Genomic DNA, 20,803 nt, shown 5'->3' with positions numbered 1-20,803 from the left:
CCCCGGCGACGACCGGCGAGGTCGGCGCGGGCGAGGTGCGGGGCCGCAGCACGACGCCGAGCAGCCGCCGGCCCGACAGCGGCACGCCGAGCGCGCGGGCGCGGGCGGCGGCCTCCTGCGGGTCGGAGTAGGAGTGCGCGAGGATCCGGGCGATGATCGTCCGGTGCGCCTGGCGCTCCACCGACTCGGCGTGCCGGTCGAGCAGGCGGCCGAGCGCGAGGGTGGTGGCGGCGCGCTCGATCAGCACGGTCTCGCGCGGGGTGGGCGGCCGGCCGAGCGTGATGATCAGCCGTCCCCAGTCCTCGCCGCGCGCGCCGACCGTGGTGACCAGCCAGCCGGACGCCTCGTCGAAGGCGGTCCGGTTGCGCGGCCGGACGGCCCGCGACCGCGTCTCCCAGGCCGACAGCAGCTCGGCGGGGTCGCGCGGGCCGGAGTCCATCGCGAGCACCTGGTGGGCGAGGTTCTCCAGGACGACCGCGTGCCCGCAGAGCGCGACGACCTGCCGGACGACCTCCTCGGTGGACGCGCCCTCGACCGACAGCTGGGTGAAGATCTCGTGCAGCTGCTCGGACGCGCGCAGCTCGGCGAACTGGTCCTGCAGGATGCGGGCGTGGACGGACTCGGTGATGTCCACGAAGGCGGGCTCGTGCGCGAGGACGACGACCGGCAGGCCGTGCTCCTCGGCGGCGGCCAGCAGCGCGGCGGGCAGTTCGGCGGCGTACCGGCGGCCCAGCTCCACCATCAGCCCGGACACCCCGACCTCGGCGAGCTCGGCGATGTAGACGCGCAGCCGCTCCGGCTCGTCCGGCAGGGCGATGCCGGTGGTGAGCACCAGCTCGCCGCCGTGCAGCAGGTGGGCGATGTCGGCGACCTCGGCGACGTGCACCCAGCGGACGCGGTTGCCGAGGCGGTCCGCGCCCGCGACCACTCTGGGCTGGCCGCGGCGGACCGCCTCCAGCTGGAGGACGTCGGCGACGGTGGGAAGCATCGGCCCCGATGGTATCCGACACTGTGTCAGCCGGGGACGTCCGGCCACTTACATCGTGTAGGCCGGGAAAGCGGCGCCGAAATGCGGAATCGGTGACAGAGCCCCCGATCCGGCTGCGGATATCGTGACAATCCGACTGCCAGGACGTCAATACTTCGGCGCGCATGTTGACACTGTGCGGGTAGCCGCGCCGCCGGGCCGCGCCCGAGGATGAGGGCATGTCCGAACACGCCTCGCTTCTCCAGCGCCACCGCGCGGTCATGCCGTCGTGGCTCGCGCTCAACTACGGGCGCCCGATCGAGCTCGTCGGCGGCAAGGGCAGCCGCGTCACCGACGCCGAGGGCACCACCTACCTGGACTTCTTCGTCGGGATCCTGACGAACATGATCGGCTACGACGTGCCGGAGGTGCGCGAGGCGGTCGAGCGGCAGCTCGCCACCGGCGTCGTGCACACCTCGACCGCCTACCTGCTGCGCGGGCAGGTCGAGCTGGCCGAGAAGATCGCCCGGCTGTCCGGCATCCCCGACGCCAAGGTCTTCTTCACCAACTCCGGAACCGAGGCGAACGAGACGGCGCTGCTGCTCGCCACGTACGCGCGCCGGACCGACCAGGTCCTGGCGATGCGGCAGAGCTACCACGGCCGCTCGTTCGGGGCGGTCGGCGTCACCTCGAACCGGGCCTGGAAGAACAACTCCTACTCGCCGCTGAACACCCACTTCCTGCACGGCGCGGACCGGCACCTGCCGCAGTTCAGGGGCATGTCGGACGCCGAGTACATCGAGGCGTGCGTCGCGGACCTGCGGCACGTCCTCGCGACGGCGACCGGCGGCGACGTCGCGGCGCTCATCGCCGAGCCGATCCAGGGCGTCGGCGGGTTCACCGCCGCCCCCGACGGGCTGTTCGCCGCGTACAAGGAGGTCCTGGACGAGCAGGGCATCCTGTTCATCTCGGACGAGGTGCAGACCGGCTGGGGCCGCACCGGCGACAGCTTCTTCGGCATCGGCAACCACGGCGTCACCCCGGACGCCATGACCTTCGCCAAGGGCCTCGGCAACGGCTTCGCCATCGGCGGCGTCGTCGCGCGCGGCGACCTCATGGACGGCCTGCACGCGGTCGGCCTCGCCACGTTCGGCGGCAACCCGATCTCGACGGCCGCCGCCAACGCCACGCTCGACTACGTCCTGGACCACGACCTCCAGGCGAACGCCCGGCGGCAGGGCGCCACGATCATCGGCGGCCTGAAGGAGGCGGCTCCGCGCTTCCCGTTCGTCAGGGAGGTCCGGGGCCGCGGGCTGATGTTCGCGATCGAGTTCGCCGACCCGGAGACCGGCGCGCCGAGCCCCGAGCTGGCGACCGCCGTCATGGAGGCGACGCGCGAGCGCGGCCTGCTGGTCGGCAAGGGCGGCCTGTACGGCAACACCGTCCGGATGGCCCCGCCGCTGACCCTGTCCGACGCCGAGGCCGCCGAGGGCCTGGCCATCCTGATCGACTCCCTGGAAACCGTGAACGGGGCCGGCAAGTGAGCAAGCACGTCACCCACTGGATCAACGGCAAGCCGTTCGAGGGCGCCGCCGAGCGGCGGGGCGAGATCTACGACCCGGCGGTCGGCGCGGTCTCGGGCAGCGTCGACTTCGCCTCGTCCGCCGAGGTGGACGCGGCCGTCGCCGCCGCGCGGGACGCCTTCCCCGGCTGGCGCGACACGTCCCTGTCGAAGCGGACCTCGATCCTGTTCCGGTTCCGCGAGCTCGTCCACGCGCACCGGGACGAGCTGGCCCGGCTGATCTCGTCCGAGCACGGCAAGGTCGTGGCGGACGCGGCGGGCGAGGTCGCCCGCGGCCTGGAGGTCGTCGAGTTCGCCTGCGGCATCCCGCACCTGCTCAAGGGCGGTTTCTCGGAGAACGTGTCCTCGAGGGTGGACGCGTACTCGATCCTCCAGCCGGTGGGCGTCTGCGCCGGGATCACGCCGTTCAACTTCCCGGCCATGGTGCCGATGTGGATGTTCCCGGTGGCGATCGCCTGCGGCAACACCTTCGTGCTCAAGCCGTCGGAGAAGGACCCGTCGGCGGCGGTCCGGCTGGCCGAGCTGTGGTCCGAGGCCGGGCTGCCGGACGGCGTGTTCAACGTCCTGCACGGCGACAAGGCGGCGGTGGACGGCCTGCTGGAGCACCCCGACGTCAAGGCCGTCAGCTTCGTCGGCTCCACGCCGATCGCGCGGTACGTCTACGAGACGGCGGCGCGCACCGGCAAGCGCGTGCAGGCCCTCGGCGGCGCGAAGAACCACATGGTCGTCCTGCCCGACGCCGACCTCGACCTCGCCGCCGACGCGGCCGTCTCGGCGGGCTTCGGCTCGGCGGGCGAGCGCTGCATGGCGATCTCCGTCGTCGTCGCGGTGGACCCGGTCGGCGACGAGCTGGTCGCGAAGATCAAGGAGCGCGTCGCCAAGCTGAGGATCGGTCCGGGGGACGACCCCGAGTCCGAGATGGGTCCGCTGGTCACCCGCGCGCACCGGGACAAGGTCGCGTCCTACCTGGACAGCGGCGTGGCGCAGGGCGCGACGCTGGCGGTGGACGGGCGCGGGACGCCGGTGCTCGGCGGCGGCGCGGACGGCTTCTGGCTCGGCCCGACCGTCCTCGACCACGTCACCCCCGAGATGGACTGCTACAAGGACGAGATCTTCGGACCGGTCCTCTCGGTCGCGCGCGCCGGCTCCTACGACGAGGCGATGCGGCTGGTCGCGGCCAACCCCTACGGCAACGGGACGGCGATCTTCACCAACGACGGCGGGGCGGCGCGCCGCTTCCAGAACGAGGTGGAGGTCGGGATGGTCGGCATCAACGTCCCGATCCCGGTGCCGATGGCGTACTACTCCTTCGGCGGCTGGAAGGCGTCGCTGTTCGGCGACAGCCACGCCCACGGCATGGAGGGCGTCCACTTCTACACCCGCACCAAGGCGGTCACGGCCCGCTGGCTGGACCCGTCGCACGGCGGCGTGAACCTGGGCTTCCCCACCAACGGCTGACCCGCGCCCGGTGGGCGATCCACCGGTGGACGGCCCCGGCACCGCCGGGGCCGTCGCCGTTCCGGGGCGCGAACACGAGGGCCGCCGCCAGGCAGGCGAACGGCAGGACGGGCATGACGTACCGGTAGTCGAAGTCGGCGGTCGCGATCGGGAACACCAGCAGCGTGACCGCCGTGCCGAGGGCCACCAGGGGCGCACGGCCGCGCCGCAGCGCCGCGACCGCGCCCAGCGCGAAGACCGCGGCGAGCGCGGGACCGGGCAGGTGCACGTTCCGCTGGTAGGCGATCATCCGCCGCGCCTCGGGCTCGTTCACCCGGCTGGGGGCGCCGTCGTCGGTGTAGGCGAGGATGTCGCCCAGGGCCGTCCCGCCGCGCCCGCTCCAGCCGCGTCCGCCGGGGAAGATCTGCGGACGGTCCCGGAAGTGGTACAGCATCTCGGTCGTGCCGTTCGGGTACGGACGCCGCCGGTTCTCGAACGTGTAGCCGATCCCGCGGACGACGTCGGTCGCGTACGCGCGCGGCTGCGCGAGGATCGCCCGCAGGGCGAAATCGCGCAGCGTCCTGTTCGCCTCGGGCGCGGCCACGAACCGCCAGCGGCGGCGCGGCGGGATCGTGCTGATCCAGTCGAGCCGTCCCGGGGGGATGCGCTTGGCCTGGACGTCCGCGGGCAGGCACAGGTCCCGTTCGTCGGCGGGTGGACGGATCTTCGCGCAGGACGCCCAGTTCGCCGTCCGGCCCCACAGGAAGATCCCGTCGCTGGTCGTCAGCGCGAACGTGCCGTTGGCCTGCTGGAACCAGAACGCGTAGGAGAGCAGCGGGACCGCGGCGGCCGTCCCGAAGGCCAGCGCGGACCGCCAGCCGCCGCGCCACAGCAGCAGTCCGAGCGGCAGCAGCGGGACGAGCGGGGCGCCCGCCGACCGGACGAGCGTCGCGGCACTGATCAGGGCCCCGGCGGCGACCGCCTGCTTCCAGCCCGGCCGCGCCCGGTCCGGCCCGAGCGGTCGCCACAGCAGCACGGTCACGCCCGCGACCAGCAGGAACGTGAACAGCGTCTCCGACATGACGAGGTGCTCGAGCTGGACCTGGTAGCCGTCGTAGAGCACCGGGAGGGACGCCGCGACGGCCGCCCAGCCGGGCAGACGCGCGCGCCGGAGGAGGGCGTACAGCATCACGGCGACGGCCAGCCCGAGGACGTGCTGCACGAACACGACGAGGTACAGGCTGTGCGCCGGTCTGAGCAGCCACAACAGCATCGAGTAGCCGGTGGTGCGGGTGGGGGAGGGGCGCGGGTTCAGCGCGTGCCCGATGTAGAAGTACGAGTCCCCGGTGAACCACAGGCCGGACGGATAGGCGCGCAGGGCCGTCCAGCGGAGCACGGCCGCGCCGGCCAGCGCGACGAGGAACAGCGCGTGCCGCCGGAGGGGCGGACCCCACCGCGACATGCGCGGCCGGGGCGCGGTCCGCGCGGACACTCGGCGCGGAATCGCCCAGATAGCTGAAAATTTCGCGAATTGCTCGCCCGGCGGGCGGCGGTCGCGTGCGGTGTCGTCGGTCACAGGGCCGCCCACGCTAGGCGCGCCGGGTGTCCCCGCGGTGAACGGCGCGCAGCAGTGGGTGAGCACCGGATGATCCCGCGGGCGGGCGCTCCGGGCGCCCCGCCGCCCGCCCGGCGAAGCCGCAGGTCGGGGCCACGGGACTTTCTGCCGCCCGGATGTTTCCGTCGTCAATTTTCGCCTTTCGCGCCCCGACAAATAATAGCTACAAGTATTGACTGGCACTGTGACGGGGGACACAATCTGAACTGTCCCAATTAAAGGGGACGGAATTGAAAAAGGTCACGGCCCGACAGGCGTCTCCGCACTCCGGAACCGCGCCGGCAGGAAGGTCACCCGATGACTGACGACCACTCGGCGGAGGTCGAGGCGCTTTCCCGGCGCTTTCCGGGCTGGACGGTCTGGTTCGGCCCGTTCACCGGCCACTGGTGGGCGCTGCCGCCGCGGCCCCTGGACATCGGGGACTTCGTCGAGGCCGAGACCCCGCGCAGGCTCATCGCACGGATCGAGGTGATCCAACACAACGACCGCAGGCAGTACCCGCGGACGGGCGGCCCCCGGCCGTCCCGCGACCTCCGGCGGGACGCGCGGCGTCCCTCGAATCTCCTCCGTCTCGAGGGCGTCACACCGTCGCCGCCTCGCCGGGGACCGGTGACCGCGTGGCCAGGCAGCACTGCAAGGTGATCCGCTGTTCCCCAACCTCGCCACGCCCCACCGGTGCCGCCGCGGCCCGAGGAAAAAGGCAGTAGCCCGCGCCATATCCCTCTCCAGCAACCTCCGTGTGTGGCGCGGACGCCAGCACCCACTGCCTCCCGGGTCGCGGCGGTTTCACATTCTCCGAACGCCCCGTCAATGCCCCGCTCAAAAGGCCGAATAAAGTGCGCGGGCGCGTTCGTTCCGATCGCCTGGGCCCCGGTCGCCCGGACGGCCCGACGTAATGGCCGTCCGGAGGCGGGCGGCGCGGCGGTAAAGTTTCCCCGGACGGCGGACGGGGAGCGGGAGCGACATGCTGCGGTGGACCGGTGCGGGACGCATCGCGCGGACGGCGTTGACGGCCGGAACGACGCGCACGGCGACGCGCACGGCATGGACGACTCCGAGGACATGGACGGCATGGACGGCGGGCCGCCTGCGGACGCGCGCGACGGCGGCGGCGCTGACCGCGGGCGTCGCCCTCTCCCTGGCGGCGGCGTGCAGCTCCGAGTCGCACGAGACCGGGACCGTCCGGATGGCGACCGCGCTCGGCAAGGGCGAGGGCTCGCTCAGCCTGGTCACCCTGCCCGGCCAGATGGAGAACGGCGGCAGCGACCCCCGGGTCGACTGGGTCACCCCGTTCGAGGAGCGCACCGGCTGCAAGGTCGGCTGGCGGGTCGTGCGGACCCCGCAGGAGGCCCGCGACCTCATGCACAACAAGGACCGCCGCTACGACGGCGTCGCCGCGCCGCCGGAGATCGCCGGGCAGCTCGTCGCCGACGGCGACGTGGCCCCGGTCAACCCGGACCTGGTGGACGGCTACCGCAGGCTCGAGCCGAAGCTGCGCGGACTGCTGCGGAGCAAGGACGGCACGAAGTCCTACGCCGTGCCGTTCACCTGGGGCTTCAACCTCATCATGTACGACACCCAGCAGGTGCAGGCGCCGACCGGCTGGGGAGCGCTGTTCGACCCGGCCCAGGTGCGCCGGTACGCGGGCAAGGTCGTCATGCGCGACTCCCCGCTGACCATCGCCGACGCCGCCCTGTACCTGCGCTCCCACCAGCGCTCGCTGAAGATCCGCGACCCGTACTCGCTGACCCCCAAGCAGCTCGACGCCGCCGTCCGGCTGCTGAAGCGGCAGCGCCCGTACGTCGCGCAGTACTGGAGCCAGACGTCCGACGCGGTCGGCCTGTTCGCGGGTGGCCGCCCGAACCTTCAGGGCCAGGTCACCAACGCGGTGCTCGGCGCGGCGTGGCCCTACCAGGTGGACGTGCTGACCCGTGCGGGCCGTCCGGTGCAGGGCGTCGGGCCGTCCGACGGCGTGTCGGGGTGGATGACCGCCTGGATGGTCGGCGCCCGCGCCGCGCACCCGAACTGCGCCTACCAGTGGCTCCAGTGGACGGCCTCGCCGGACGTCCAGCAGCAGGTGGCCGAGTGGAACGGCGTCGCGCCCGCCAACCCGCAGGCGTGCTCGGGCGACCGGCTCAAGGCGGCGTTCTGCAACGCCTACCACGTGGGCGACCGCGAGTTCATCGACCGGGTGCTGTTCGCGCACACACCGGCGAAGGCGTGCGCCAAGGGCGGCGGTGACGGCGGCGACGCGGTCTGCACGGACTACACCGAGTGGGCCCGCCGCTGGGACGAGGTCCTCGCCGCCAAGGCGTGACCAGGCCCAAGGAGTGATCCGGCCCAAGGAGTGACCGGGTTCCGCGAACCCGCGCCGGAAATTCCGTGAAAGCCGGAGGCTTTGGAGAACAGGCCGCCGTTCTGCTGAAAGACCGGAAACGCGGCGGACTGAGAACGGGCGGCCGACGGAGAACGGGCGGCCGACGGAGAGCGCAAGGGGGAGGGGTGGCGCGCCCGACCGCCCCCAGTCGGGCGCGCCTTCGCGGGGTGGCCCGGATCTCCCCCCGAATCTCCGGGTCACCCTCTCCTGGAGAGATCTCCAGTGGGAGGCGGCCTACTCGAAGGCCGCCGCCGTCGCCGACGCCGGTTCCACCACCGGTCCTTCGGCATCCGTGTCCCGCTCTCCGTCGGCCCGCGTCGTTCCCGGCCGCGTGCGCGGGACCGGCAGGACGGGCGCGCAGTCGTCGCACGCCACCACCTCCCGGCCGTCCGGCAGGCGACCGACGCGCACGCGCGGACGCGGCCACTTCTTGTGGCAGACGACGCAGGCGTCGCCCTCGCGTTGCGCGGCGCTCAGCGCGCTGGGATCGAACCTCAGCTCGCCCTGCGGAACCATTGCCATTCCCCCCGTGGCGGGAGTCGGGATCACGTAACTTCAGTTATAGATCGCCGATTGTGTTGTATCGGATACGCCGGGTGCAAGTGGCGGCAAAGCATTTGTGCGGCGATCTCCCACCTTGCCGTGTCGAGTTCTGTTGCGCTCGTCGGCATCCGGTAAAGCGCGTCCCCCGCTGGCGCGGGCGAGGACCGCGCTTTGCCGGTTGTTGGACGGTGCCCGCTTAGAAAGGAGGCATGCGGGACGGGGCGATCGCGCCTGCGGAGGGAGCGCCTCGGCGGAGAGGCGTCCGGCCGCCGCGCCCGCGCTCCATCCGCGCCCGGGTCACCTGGGCCGCCTCGCTCGGCACCGGCCTGCTGCTGGTCCTGCTGGTGGCCGCCGCCGGGTTCCTGCTCCAGTGGGTCGCCCGCTCGCGGGTGCACGACGACGCCGCGATGGCCGCGCGGCGCGTCGCCGTCACCGCCACCTCGCACCGGCTCGCCGATCCCGTCCCGCCCGAGGGGCGCTCGGTGGCGATCCAGGTCGTGGACGCCCGGACCGACCGGGTGCTCGCCGCGTCGGCCGGGCTCGCCGGCGCGCCGATGACCACCCGGCGGCCGGTGGCCCGCGACACCCGCGTGGACGTGCGGATCTGCGGCGACCGGCGCGTCGGCGAGGGCTGCGCGGTCGTGGTCGGGTACGAGGTGATCTCCGTCTACGGCGACGTGATGGTGTACGCGGCCGTCCCGGAGCCCTGGTTCATCGGCAGCCCGGCCGCCGAGCTGGCGCTCGGGGCGCTCTGCGCGGCGGTGCTCGCGCTGGTCGCGGCGGGGGTGTGGCGGGCGGTCGGCCGCGCGCTGCGCCCGGTCCGCCGGATCGAGCAGGGGCTCGCCGAGATCACCGCGTCCGACCTGTCCCGGCGCGTCCCCGTCCCGGACAGCGGGGACGAGATCGCCGGGCTCGCCGCCACCGTGAACGCGACGCTGAACCGGCTGGAGCGCGCGGTCGTGCAGCAGCGCCAGTTCGTCGCCGACGCCTCGCACGAGCTGCGCACCCCGCTCACCGGCCTGCGCGCCCGGCTGGAACTGGCGCTGGACGACCCCGCCGACCCCGAGCTGATGGACACGGTGCGGGGCGCGCTGCGCGACGCCGACCGGCTGCACCGGATCGTCGACGACCTGCTCGCCCTGGCCCGGCTGGACTCCGGCGTGGAGCCCGGCCGCGAGCTGATGGACCTCGGCGGGCTGGTGCGGGCCGAGGACGGACGGCACGTGTCGCGCGTCCCGGTGGTGATGGACGTCGAGCCGGACGTCATGGTCCTCGGCAACCGGCTCCAGCTCGGCCGCGCGCTGCTGAACCTGCTGGCCAACGCGGACCGGCACGCCGTCTCCGAGGTGTCGGTCGAGGTCCGGGCAGCGGACGGCCGCGCCCTGCTCACGGTCGCCGACGACGGCCCGGGCATCCCCCCGGACGAGCGGGAGCGGATCTTCGACCGGTTCACCCGGCTGGACTCGGCGCGCAGCCGCGACGCCGGGGGGAGCGGGCTCGGGCTGCCGATCGCGCGGGAGATCGCCGTCCGGCACGGCGGCACGCTCACCGTCGAGCCCGTGTCCGGCCGCGGGGCGGCGTTCGTCATGTCGCTCCCGCTGGCCGACACCGGCTGACGGGGCGTCCCGTCGCCGCGGCGCCGTCCGGGAGGCGGGCGGGCCGGGGATCAGCGCCGGGCCCGGGCGTAGAGCGTCCGGACGGTCCGGCCGAACGGCGGGGCGTAGAGCGTCGTCGGGTCGTCGGAGTACCGGAAGCTGGTCACCGCCACGAGCGTGCCCGCGCCGGTCGCGGGATCGAAGCGGGCCAGCCACGGGCCGCCGCTCGATCCGCGCGCCATCCGGCAGCGGACCCCTCGTCCGCGGGTCTCGCCGCGCGGGTCGGGGACCGGCAGCCCGGCGCAGTAGGCCGGCCGCTCACCGTCCGGCCCCGGCGCGACCGGGTAGCCGAACACCAGCGTCCGCCGCCGTGGAGGGCCGCCGAACGCGATGTCCTGCGCGCCCACGACGTCGGCGACGTGGCGCCCGGCCCGCGGGGCGAGGACCGCCATGCCGACGTCGGAGTCGCCGTCCCGGCGGCGCGACCAGGAGTCCGGGACGAGCATCCTGCGCGCGGTGAACACGCCGAAGGGCGCCCGTCCGCCGGTGTAGCCGGGCACGAACGTCCAGTCGTCCGCCCAGCCGCGCCGGTCCGGCCGCAGGCAGTGCGCGGCGGTCACCACCAGGTCGCGGTTCGCGCTGCGGACGGTGCTGCCCGAGCACATGAAGTCGCGTCCCCGGTAACTGAAGAAGACCTTGCCCGTGGTGCGCGCGACGAGGCCGCCGACGGGCCGGGCGCGTCCGCCGCCATACCCGGGGGCCGGTCGGAGCCGCGCGACGTGCGCGGACGGGGTGCCCGAGGCGGCCGTCCGCAGCACCGGCCAGTGCGCCAGGGCGCGTCCGGCGGCGGACGCGGCGACCTCGTGGACGGCGACCCCTCCCGACCACGGAGCCCACCAAAGGCCCGGCCCGCCGACGTCCGAGGGCGGCCCGGTCAGGAGCACGGCGCAGGCGGGAAGCGCGGCGGCGGGAGCCAGCAGGCGGGGGCGCATGGCCCGCAGTCTCCCAGGACGGACCGCGCGCGGACGGTCACTTGGAGTGATCGCCTGGCGCGACGTGCCGGACCTCGCGCCCGCCCTGACGGCGAGGGCACGCCGTCAGGGCGAACGGATGGAGAAGACGGACGGAGAAGACGGATGGAGAAGACGGACGGAGAAGAACGTCGCCGTCAGGACGACTGGGCGGTGTTGTAGAGGTTCTGGGCGTCGGTTCCGAAGTACGGACCGAACATGTAGTTCGGCAGGAAGTTGTACTTGAAGCTGTTCACCGAGTTCTGCACGCCGGTGCCGGTGGACTCGCTGAAGTTCAGGAACCACGGGCCGCCGCTCGCGCCGCCCGTCTGGTTGCAGCCGATCCCCTGGTCGTTGCTCGTCAGGAAGTCGTCGATCACCGAGCCGGAGCAGTAGATCAGCTTGGTCCCGTCGTAGGGCGAGGCGGCCGGGTAGCCGAAGGCGTACATGACCTGCCCGCGCGCCTGGTTGAAGGCGATGCCCTGGCCGCCGACCACGTCGGTGAGGCGCTGGCCGTTCAGCGGGGCGACGACGGCCGCGCCGACGTCGTAGTTGATGTCCTCGCTGGCGGTCCACTGCGGGGTGGACAGGGTCTTGGCGGCCGTCCAGGTGCCGTAGGGCGCGTTGCCGTTGTTGTAACCGGGGACGAACGTCCAGTTGGTGTGCCAGGCGCCGTTCAGCTTGACGCAGTGCCCGGCGGTGACGACGACGCTCTTGTTGCTGCTGGTGATGGCGTCGCCCGAGCAGGACGCCGTCCTGCCCTGGTAGGTGAAGAAGACGCGGCCGGCGGTCTTGGTGACCGCGCCGCCTCCGGTCCAGGCCGAGCCGCCGTTCGGCTGGGAGTACTGGATCACCGCGGGCACGCCCTTGGCGACCTGCGCGGGGGAGATCTTCTTGTTGCTGGTCAGGGCGTCCATCGGGGTCGCGGATCGCATCCGCTCGGGCGTCCAGAAGTCGTGCGTCGCGCGCTGGGCGGCGGCGGTGGTCGCCAGCGGGTGGACGACGGGGGCGGTCGGCCCGGGGGCCAGGGGCGCGGTCGGGTCCGGGGCGGTCGGGTGGGGAGCGGTCGGGTAGGGGAGCCGCGGCGCGGTCGGAGCCGGGTCGGCGTGCGCGGGACCGGCGGCGAGCGGGACGACGGCGGACGCGGCGAGCAGCGTCAGCACGATGCGGCGGGGGGTCGGGCGGGGCGTGGGGCGGTGAGGGATGCGTCCCATCGGGTCTCCTCGAGTCGGGGGTGGAGCCGGGGATGCGGAGGTGGCCCGCGAGCGGACGGTAAGCCGGGTGTGCTTACTCATGCAGTGGCATAACTGGACAAAGCTGGTCAGGGGTGGTCGGCGGGTTTCCGCGTTCGGGCATGTGGCGGACCCGCGCGGATTCCGTCCGGGCCGTCCGCGGCGTGGCCGGTGATGGCCGACAATGGGACGGTGACTGCGACCGCGACTGGAAACCCGGCCGGAAACCCCGACGGAACGCCCGGCGGAGCCGCCGGCGGAGCTCCCGACGGAACGACGCTCCGCGAGGTGGTGCTGCTCGGCTCCACGGGGTCGATCGGCACCCAGGCCCTCGACGTGATCCGCCGCAACCCCGGGCGGTTCCGGGTGACCGCCCTGGCGGCGGGCGGCGGCCGGGTGGACCTGCTCGCCGAGCAGGCCCTGGAGTTCCGCCCCGAGGTGGTCGCCGTCGCGCGCGCCTCCGCCGCGCAGGACCTCCAGCTCGCCTTCTACGCCGAGGCGCAGCGGCGCGGGTTCAGCGCCGGCGAGTACCCGATCCCGAAGATCGTCGCCGGGCCGGACGCGGTCGCCGAGGTCGCCGCGCACCCCTGCGACGTGGTGCTGAACGGCGTGACCGGCGCGCTCGGCCTGGCCTCCACGCTCGCCGCGCTGGACGCCGGCCGCACCCTCGCCCTCGCCAACAAGGAGTCGCTGATCGTCGGCGGCCCGCTGGTGAAGCGGCGGGCCCGGCCAGGGCAGATCGTCCCGGTCGACTCCGAGCACTCGGCGCTCGCGCAGTGCCTGCGCGGCGGCCGGGCCGAGGAGGTGCGGCGGCTGGTGCTGACCGCGAGCGGCGGCCCGTTCCGCGACCGCACCCGCGCCGAACTGGCCGACGTCACCGTCGAGCAGGCGCTGAACCACCCGACCTGGGACATGGGCCCGGTCATCACGATCAACTCGGCGACCCTGGTGAACAAGGCGCTGGAGGTGATCGAGGCGCACCTGCTGTTCGACGTCCCGATGGACCGGATCGAGGTCATGGTCCACCCGCAGTCCTACATCCACTCCATGGTGGAGTTCGCCGACGGCTCGACCCTCGCCCAGACCAGCCCGCCCGACATGCGGCTGCCGATCGCGCTCGGCCTGCAGTGGCCGGACCGCGTCCCGGACGCCGCGCCCGGCGTGGACTGGACGCGGGCGCACACCTGGGAGCTGTTCCCGCTGGACGACGAGGCGTTCCCGGCCGTCCGGCTGGCCCGGCACGTCGGGACCGAGGGCGGCACGTTCCCGGCGGTGTTCAACGCGGCCAACGAGCAGTGCGTGGACGCCTTCCGCGCCGGAACCCTGTCCTTCCTGGGGATAGTCGACACCGTCGCGCGGGTAGTGGAGGAGCACGCGGCCCGCGACGACCGTCCGGCGGACCTCACCGTCGAGGACGTCCTCGCCGCCGACGCGTGGGCCCGGGAGCGCGCCCGCGCCCTGACCGAGACCGGCTGACCGGGGAGCGGCCCCCGGCGGCGCGACCGTCCGAAGGGGGCCCACCGGATGGCCTTTCTCCTCGGCGCCGCGGCCTTCGTCGTGGCGCTGCTGGTGTCGGTCATGCTGCACGAGGGCGGCCACCTGCTGACCGCCAAGCGGTTCGGCATGAAGGCCACCCAGTACTTCGTCGGGTTCGGCCCGACGCTGTGGTCCCGGCGGCGCGGCGAGACCGAGTACGGCGTGAAGGCGCTGCCGCTCGGCGGGTTCGTCCGGATCGTCGGCTACACGCCGCTGGAGGAGGTCCCGCCCGCGGACCGCGAGCGGGCCTTCTACCGGCAGCCCGCCGGGCGCCGTGCCGTGGTGATCTCGGCGGGCGTCGTGGCGAACTTCGTGTTCGCCTTCCTGCTGCTGGCCGTCATGGCGATGACGCTCGGGGAGCTGCACCCGGGGACGGCGAGCAACACGGTCGACACCGTCGCGGACTGCGTGCCCTCCCGCTCGTCGGCGTCGTGCGCGGGGCGGCCGGAGTCGCCGGCGAAGGCCGCCGGGATCAGGCCCGGCGACCGGATCGAGCGGGTCGGCGGCACGCCGGTCGCCGACTGGACGCGGTTCCGCGAGGCGCTCGACGCGACGCGTCCGGGGCAGGCCGTCCCGATGGCGATCGCGCGCGGGACGGCCCGGACGACCGTGACGGTCACCCTCGCGGACGTCGGCGGCGCCTCGTTCGTCGGCGTCTCGTCCAAGATCGTCGGGCGGCGGTACGAGCGGCGGGGCCCGGTGGCCGCCGCCGGATACGCGGGGCGGACGCTCGGCGCCATGGTCCAGGGCGTGGGCCGGGTCGTCGTCGATCTTCCCGCCGCGCTGCCCAAGCTGTTCTCGCCGGAGCGGTCGCAGACCCCGGGGGGCCAGGTCGGCAGCGTGGTGGGCGCGACCGAGGTGTCCGGGCAGATCTTCTCCTCGCACGGGACGGGCCGCGACAAGGCGTTCCTGTTCCTGCAGCTGGTGGTCTCGGTCAACGTCTTCCTCGGCGCGCTGAACGTCCTGCCGCTGCTGCCGCTGGACGGCGGCCACCTGGCGGTCGTGGCCTACGAACGGCTCCGGGCGCGGGCCGCGCGGGCGCGCGGACGGCCCGATCCCGGCCCGGTGGATATGACCAGGCTCATGCCCGTCACCTATCTGGCGATCCTGTTGCTGGTGGGGCTGGGGGTGCTCCTGATGGTCGCGGACCTGCTCAACCCCCTCCAGATACCCTGATGACACCGAATGGCTACAAACAGTGACCGACTTCGTCACCGGACCGCGTCATGCCACCCGCCCCGTGCGCTTAGGGTTGGAGGGGCGAGAGCGTGAAGGAGTGGGATGAGCGTTTCACTGGGTATTCCGACGATCCGGAGCGGCGACGGGGAGGCCGGGGCGGCCTGGCCGCTCGGCGAGCGTCGCAAGTCCCGGCAGATCATGGTCGGCAGCGTGCCGGTGGGCGGCGACGCCCCGGTCTCGGTGCAGTCGATGACCACCACGCTCACGGCCGACGTCAACAGCACGCTGCAGCAGATCGCCGAGCTGACCGCGTCCGGCTGCCAGATCGTCCGGGTGGCGGTCCCGTCGCAGGACGACGCGGAGGCGCTGCCGGCGATCGCCCGCAAGTCCCCGATCCCGGTGATCGCCGACATCCACTTCCAGCCGAAGTACGTGTTCGCGGCGATCGAGGCCGGGTGCGCCGCGGTCCGGGTGAACCCGGGCAACATCAAGAAGTTCGACGACAAGGTCGGTGAGATCGCCCGGGCGGCCAAGGACGCCGGCGTCCCGATCCGGATCGGCGTGAACGCCGGGTCGCTCGACCGGCGGCTGCTGGAGAAGTACGGCAAGGCCACCCCGGAGGCGCTGGTCGAGTCGGCGCTGTGGGAGTGCTCGCTGTTCGAGGAGCACGACTTCCGGGACATCAAGATCTCCGTCAAGCACAACGACCCGGTCGTGATGATCGAGGCGTACCGGCAGCTCGCCGCCGCCTGCGACTACCCCCTGCACCTCGGCGTCACCGAGGCCGGCCCGGCGTTCCAGGGCACGGTGAAGTCCTCGGTCGCGTTCGGCGCGCTGCTGGCGCAGGGCATCGGCGACACGATCCGGGTGTCGCTGTCGGCCCCGCCGGTCGAGGAGGTCAAGGTCGGCGCGCAGATCCTGGAGTCGCTCGGCCTGCGGCAGCGCGGCCTGGAGATCGTCTCCTGCCCGTCCTGCGGCCGTGCCCAGGTGGACGTGTACACGCTGGCCGAGGAGGTCACCGCCGGGCTGAAGGACTTCCCCGTCCCGCTGCGGGTGGCCGTCATGGGCTGCGTCGTGAACGGCCCGGGCGAGGCCCGCGAGGCCGACCTCGGCGTGGCGTCCGGCAACGGCAAGGGCCAGATCTTCGTCAAGGGCAAGGTCGTCAAGACCGTCCCGGAGGCGCAGATCGTCGAGACCCTCATCGAGGAGGCGATGCGCATCGCCGACGAGATGGGCGTCGAGATCGGCGAGGACGGCTCGGTCGGCGGTCCGGGCGCGACCGTCACGGTCGGCTGACCGACCACCTCACGGCACACGCGTAGCGGAGGCTGCGCGGCACACGTAGCCGGACGGCACATCGGCACACGCGTGGCGGACGGCTACGCGGCACAGGCGTAGCGGACGGCTGGCTACGCGGCACACAGGCGTGGCGGACGGCCGCGCGCGCATCGCAGGGCCCTCGGGTGATGACCCGGGGGCCTTGTCGCATTCTCGGTGGTATTTACCTTTCGCTCATGTAAGCGGCAAAAGTCACGAAAGAGCAACCATGTAACAACGATCAGCGTCGTTGGGCTACCTCTGCGACCACTGTGATCGCCAAGATTTCGGGCGAATCACCGTGAACCGGACCCACTGGTGGGTCCGGTGTGGAGGAGTGGTCTGTGAAGAGACTCGTCATCGTGGCCGCCACGGCCGGCCTGGGCGTCAGCGCCCTCGGCGCCACCGCCGCCTCGGCCGCCACGGACTCGGCCGACGCCTACAAGGTGTCCAAGGTCAAGTGGCACGCATGCTCCGCCGACTTCGTGAAGACAGTCGCGGCGAACTACGACCCGATCTTCCCGGTCTCGAAGATCGTGCAGTGCGGTGAGCTCCAGGTTCCGCTGGACTACGCCAAGCCGCACGGCAAGAAGATCAGCCTGTTCGTGACGAAGACCCCGCACACGGGCTCCGGCAAGGCCAAGGGCTCGATCGTCGTCAACCCCGGCGGTCCGGGCGGCGAGGGCGGCATCTTCGGCCCCCGCGTGTTCGCGCAGAACTCCCCGGCGATGCGCGCCGCCTACGACGTCATCGGGTTCGACCCGCGCGGCGTCGGCGCCAGCAAGCCGTCCCTGCGCTGCGACACGAGCTACAACAACGAGCCGCGCCCGGACTACGGCAACGGTGACGCCAAGTCGGTCAAGATCTGGCTGAAGCGCACCTACGCCTACGACGCCGCGTGCAAGAAGGCCGACAAGATCGGCCTGCTCAACCACATCCGCACCACCGACTCGGCGCGGGACCTCAACTCCATCCGCCTGGCGCTGGGGAACAAGAAGCTCGACTACTACGGCGCCTCCTACGGCACCTACCTGGGCTCGGTCTACGCGACCATGTTCCCGACCAAGGTCGGCCGCATGGTGCTGGACGGCGTCGTCGGCCCGTCCGACGTCTGGTACAAGGCCAACCTGAACCAGGACTACGCCTTCAACACCAACATGGAGTACTACTTCGGCTGGGTGGCCAAGTACGACTCCGTGTACCACCTGGGCAAGACCCAGAAGGAGGTCCGCTCCTTCTTCTACGGTCTGCGCGCCAAGCTCGCCAAGAAGCCGGTCTACTCGGCCGACAAGAGCCTGGCCGCCAGCTCCGCGAGCCTGACCGACACCATCCAGAACGCCGCGTACCGCCGCAGCGCTTCGATGTGGAACATGATGGCGTCGGGCCTGTCGGCCTACAAGAAGGGCGACATCGCGACCTTCGTCGACACCTACGGTGGCCCGACGAGCGGTCCGGTGGACGACAACACCTTCGCGGTCTACAACGCCGTCCAGTGCACCGACACCCAGTGGCCGACCAGCTGGAAGAAGTGGCACGCGGACAACACCCGGGTCAACAAGAAGGCTCCCTTCCTGACCTGGAGCAACGTCTGGTTCAACTCGCCGTGCCTCGGCTGGCCCGCCAAGGCCGGCAAGCCGGTGAACGTCGGCGCGGTCAAGAACCTGCCGAAGAACATCCTGATGTTCCAGGCGACCGCCGACGCCGCGACCCCGTACCAGGGCGCGCTGGACATGCAGCGCCGCCTCAAGGGCTCGCACCTGGTGGTCCAGGACGGCGACCGCACGCACTGCATCGTGCACCGCGGCTCGTCGGCGGTGGACGCCTACTTCGACGCGTACTTCCTGACCGGCAAGCTGCCGGCGAAGCGCACCGTCCACGTCCCGCAGCTGGGCGACCCGACCCCTCCGGCCGGGGTGCGCAGCGCCGCCGCGGGTGGCGTGCTGAACGACGTCATCAAGTAGACGGCGTCGTCAGGCAGACGGTCGCGCGCAGGTGAGCGACGTCTTCCCGCCGGGCCCCGCCTCCTCGGAGGCGGGGCCCGGTCCCTTTTTCGGGTCACCCGGAAAGGCCGATTGAACCCCCGGTTTCTGCGCGGCGCCGATCTCGATCGGATCACGGCCCCGTTTCGGAGTGGTCACAGCATAATTTGGCGGCTGACTTCCTATATGTCGCATTGACGAAGATCGCTCGGAACGTCCATTTCAGGGCTCTCGATCGCGAGGGTCCGAAGGAGGAGTGGTCCGTGAAACGACTCGTCACGGTCGCCGCGGTGACCGGCCTCGGGCTCGCCGGGCTCGGCACGGCCGCCGCAGCCGACCAGGGGGCGGCGAAACCGGCGTCGAAGCTCGCCTGGCACGCCTGCGCGGCCGACATCGTCAAGTCGGTGTCGGCGACCGACACCGCCCAGGCCCAGGGCTCCAAGCGCATCAAGTGCGCCGAGCTGCGCGTCCCGCTGGACTACGCGAAGCCGAACGGCACCAAGATCACCCTCGAGGTGACCATCACGCCGCACACCGGCTCCGGCCCGGCCAAGGGCCAGATGGTCGTCAACCCGGGCGGCCCCGGCGGCGCGGGCGCCTACTTCGGCGGCCGGGTGTTCAACCAGAGCTCCAAGGCCATGCAGGACGCCTACGACTTCGTGGGCTTCGACCCGCGCGGTCTCGGGCACAGCGTCCCGGCCATCCGGTGCGACCTGAAGTACCAGCTCGAGCCGCGTCCCGACTACGGCACGGGCGACCCCCAGTCGGAGCGGATCTGGCTCGCCAAGGTCAAGGGGTACGCCCAGGCGTGCGGCAAGGCCGACAAGATCGGGCTGCTGAACCACGACAAGACGATCGACTCGGCCAAGGACGTGGACTCCATCCGCCGCGCCCTGGGCGCCAGGCAGATCGACTACTACGGCGCGTCCTACGGCACCTACCTGGGCCAGGTCTACGCCGCGCTGTTCCCGGGCAACGTCCGCCGCATGGCGCTGGACGGCAACATCGGCCCGAGCGGCGTCTGGTACGACGCGAACCTGCAGCAGGACATCTGGTTCGACCGGAACATGGACTACTTCTTCGGCTGGCTCGCCAAGTGGGACAAGGTGTACCACCTGGGCACGACGCAGAAGCAGGTCCGGTCGTTCTTCTACAACCTGCGCGGCAAGCTCGCCAAGAAGCCGGTCTTCTGGAAGGACCCGGAGTCCGGCGAGGTCCTCGCGGTCACGTCCGACTCGCTGACCGACAACGCCCAGAACGCGGCCTACCGGCGGCTGCCGAGCTACTGGTTCCCGATCGCGGACGGCCTGGCCGCCTACAAGAAGGGCGACACGGCCACGTTCGCGGGCGCGTTCGGCGGCCAGACCACCGGCGAGTCCGACGACAACAGCTACTTCGGGTACAGCGCCGTCCAGTGCACCGACGTGCAGTGGCCGAAGAGCTGGGCCAAGTGGCAGCGCGACAACGACAAGATCCAGAAGAAGCACCCGTTCGAGACGTGGAGCAACGTCTGGTACAACGCGCCGTGCCTGTTCTGGCCCGCCAAGGCCGGCAAGCCGGTGGACGTCCGGCACGTCAAGAAGCTGCCGACGAACATCATGATGTTCAACGCGACCAGCGACGCCGCGACGCCGTACCCGGGCGCGCTGGAGCTGCACCGCGCGCTGAAGGGCTCGCGCATGCTGGTCGAGTCCGACGGCCGCACGCACTGCATCGTGCACCGCGGCAACCCGGCCGTGGACGCCGTGTGGGACACCTACTTCCTCACCGGCAAGCGTCCGGCCAAGGGCCTGACCTACGTGAAGTCGACCGGTGACCCGACGCCTCCGGCGAACGGCCTCACGGGCGCTTCGGTCAAGGGCCTCGGCCTGGACATCGCCAAGTAGGCGGCGGGCGCGGCGCCGTCCTCCCGGCGGCGCCGCGTCCCGTGTTCGAGCATCCCGCGTTCGAGCGTCCCGTGTTCACGGCCGGTGTTCACGGCCGGTGTTCACGGCCGGTGTTCACGGCCCGTGTTCGGATGGCCGTGCTCGGACGGCTGGTGACGTGGCGGCCCTCGTCGGATTCGTTTCGGCGGGGGCCGTGTCCGTCCGCCCTGCTCGCCCATGGACGGATCGGGCGGTGTTCCGCCCGGTAGGCGGCGTGGACGGGCCGGACGGGCGGCCGGTGGCGTGACGTCTGGAGCGCGCAGCGTGTTCCCGCGTTCTGGTCACGGTTTTGTATCTACTCACAACGGGCTCTCCCGCCAGAACCTGAACAAACACCACAATCTGCCTAACTGTTTACGGAGCGATGCCGGGGACCGCCCCCAGACGTCCCCCCCGAGGGGTGCGGTGCTTCCCGGCCGAGGGGGTTTGGTGAAGAAGCTCCTCCTGATCACGACCGCCGCGGCGCTCGGCGTCGGCGGCGCCGCGACGGCCGCGGCCGCGGACCCGGC

15 protein-coding genes are annotated in these 20,803 nt (G+C 72.3%); 10 read left to right on the top strand and 5 right to left on the bottom strand.

Annotated elements, in window-relative coordinates:
- Positions 1 to 988 (bottom strand): PucR family transcriptional regulator ligand-binding domain-containing protein (locus DZF91_RS17365; RefSeq protein ID WP_199486702.1); only part of this gene is annotated, 988 nt, incomplete at its 3' end.
- 218 nt (positions 989 to 1,206) lie between these two features.
- On the opposite strand from DZF91_RS17365, the gene DZF91_RS17360 reads away from it, so the two are divergent.
- Both DZF91_RS17360 and DZF91_RS17355 read left to right on the top strand, forming a co-directional pair.
- Entirely contained in the window at positions 1,207 to 2,511 is a 1,305-nt protein-coding gene (locus DZF91_RS17360) for an aspartate aminotransferase family protein (RefSeq protein WP_117358502.1), read from the top strand.
- Positions 2,508 to 4,007, top strand: coding sequence for a CoA-acylating methylmalonate-semialdehyde dehydrogenase (locus DZF91_RS17355; protein WP_117358501.1), 1,500 nt, complete (start codon positions 2,508 to 2,510; stop codon positions 4,005 to 4,007). Before DZF91_RS17360 ends, DZF91_RS17355 begins: the two co-directional genes overlap by 4 nt.
- Here the strand turns inward: DZF91_RS17355 and DZF91_RS17350 are convergent.
- Positions 3,943 to 5,448 (bottom strand): phospholipid carrier-dependent glycosyltransferase, encoded by a 1,506-nt coding sequence (locus tag DZF91_RS17350; protein WP_117358500.1) that lies wholly within the window; start codon positions 5,446 to 5,448, stop codon positions 3,943 to 3,945. The genes DZF91_RS17355 and DZF91_RS17350 overlap by 65 nt on opposite strands.
- Before the next feature lie 450 nt (positions 5,449 to 5,898).
- Here DZF91_RS17350 and DZF91_RS17345 point away from each other — a divergent pair, with 450 nt between their 5' ends.
- Both DZF91_RS17345 and DZF91_RS17340 read left to right on the top strand, forming a co-directional pair.
- The gene (locus tag DZF91_RS17345; protein WP_117358499.1) at positions 5,899 to 6,243 is read left to right on the top strand and encodes a hypothetical protein; all 345 of its coding nucleotides are present in this window, start codon (positions 5,899 to 5,901) and stop codon (positions 6,241 to 6,243) included.
- 322 nt (positions 6,244 to 6,565) lie between these two features.
- Positions 6,566 to 7,918, top strand: coding sequence for an extracellular solute-binding protein (locus tag DZF91_RS17340; RefSeq protein ID WP_117358498.1), 1,353 nt, complete (start codon positions 6,566 to 6,568; stop codon positions 7,916 to 7,918).
- Between the two features lie 294 nt (positions 7,919 to 8,212).
- Here DZF91_RS17340 and DZF91_RS17335 read toward each other — a convergent pair whose 3' ends face one another.
- Positions 8,213 to 8,494, bottom strand: coding sequence for a hypothetical protein (locus DZF91_RS17335; protein WP_199486703.1), 282 nt, complete (start codon positions 8,492 to 8,494; stop codon positions 8,213 to 8,215).
- A gap of 236 nt (positions 8,495 to 8,730) precedes the next feature.
- On the opposite strand from DZF91_RS17335, the gene DZF91_RS17330 reads away from it, so the two are divergent.
- Entirely contained in the window at positions 8,731 to 10,137 is a 1,407-nt protein-coding gene (locus DZF91_RS17330) for a sensor histidine kinase (protein WP_117358496.1), read from the top strand.
- A 50-nt stretch (positions 10,138 to 10,187) separates the two neighbouring features.
- On the opposite strand, the gene DZF91_RS39855 is transcribed toward DZF91_RS17330, so the two are convergent.
- Both DZF91_RS39855 and DZF91_RS17320 read right to left on the bottom strand, forming a co-directional pair.
- Entirely contained in the window at positions 10,188 to 11,108 is a 921-nt protein-coding gene (locus tag DZF91_RS39855) for a trypsin-like serine peptidase (RefSeq protein WP_158587963.1), read from the bottom strand.
- 176 nt (positions 11,109 to 11,284) lie between these two features.
- Positions 11,285 to 12,340: a peptidase gene (locus tag DZF91_RS17320; RefSeq protein WP_199486701.1), complete on the bottom strand. Its 1,056-nt coding sequence runs from the start codon at positions 12,338 to 12,340 to the stop codon at positions 11,285 to 11,287.
- Positions 12,341 to 12,646: 306 nt separating this feature from the next.
- On the opposite strand from DZF91_RS17320, the gene dxr reads away from it, so the two are divergent.
- The 5 genes from dxr (at position 12,647) to DZF91_RS17295 (ending at position 20,255) form a co-directional block, all read left to right on the top strand.
- Positions 12,647 to 13,834, top strand: a complete 1,188-nt coding sequence (dxr, locus tag DZF91_RS17315) for a 1-deoxy-D-xylulose-5-phosphate reductoisomerase (RefSeq protein WP_235834362.1) — start codon at positions 12,647 to 12,649, stop codon at positions 13,832 to 13,834.
- 48 nt (positions 13,835 to 13,882) lie between these two features.
- Entirely contained in the window at positions 13,883 to 15,070 is a 1,188-nt protein-coding gene (locus tag DZF91_RS17310) for a M50 family metallopeptidase (RefSeq protein ID WP_117358494.1), read from the top strand.
- A gap of 105 nt (positions 15,071 to 15,175) precedes the next feature.
- Positions 15,176 to 16,369 carry a flavodoxin-dependent (E)-4-hydroxy-3-methylbut-2-enyl-diphosphate synthase gene (gene ispG / locus DZF91_RS17305; RefSeq protein WP_268915948.1) on the top strand — a complete coding sequence of 398 codons (1,194 nt, stop codon included), beginning with the start codon at positions 15,176 to 15,178 and terminating at the stop codon, positions 16,367 to 16,369.
- A 365-nt stretch (positions 16,370 to 16,734) separates the two neighbouring features.
- Entirely contained in the window at positions 16,735 to 18,351 is a 1,617-nt protein-coding gene (locus DZF91_RS17300) for an alpha/beta hydrolase (protein WP_158587962.1), read from the top strand.
- Positions 18,352 to 18,632: 281 nt separating this feature from the next.
- On the top strand, positions 18,633 to 20,255 hold the full coding sequence (locus DZF91_RS17295; protein ID WP_117358492.1) for an alpha/beta hydrolase: 1,623 nt from the start codon (positions 18,633 to 18,635) through the stop codon (positions 20,253 to 20,255).
- The last annotated feature ends 548 nt before the right edge of the window (positions 20,256 to 20,803 follow it).

Source organism: Actinomadura logoneensis (assembly GCF_003428695.1).
In the GTDB taxonomy this organism is placed as follows: Bacteria; Actinomycetota; Actinomycetes; order Streptosporangiales; family Streptosporangiaceae; genus Spirillospora; species Spirillospora logoneensis.
Note: the sequence above shows the minus strand (reverse complement) of the source record. Positions and strands in the feature narration are given on the sequence as shown.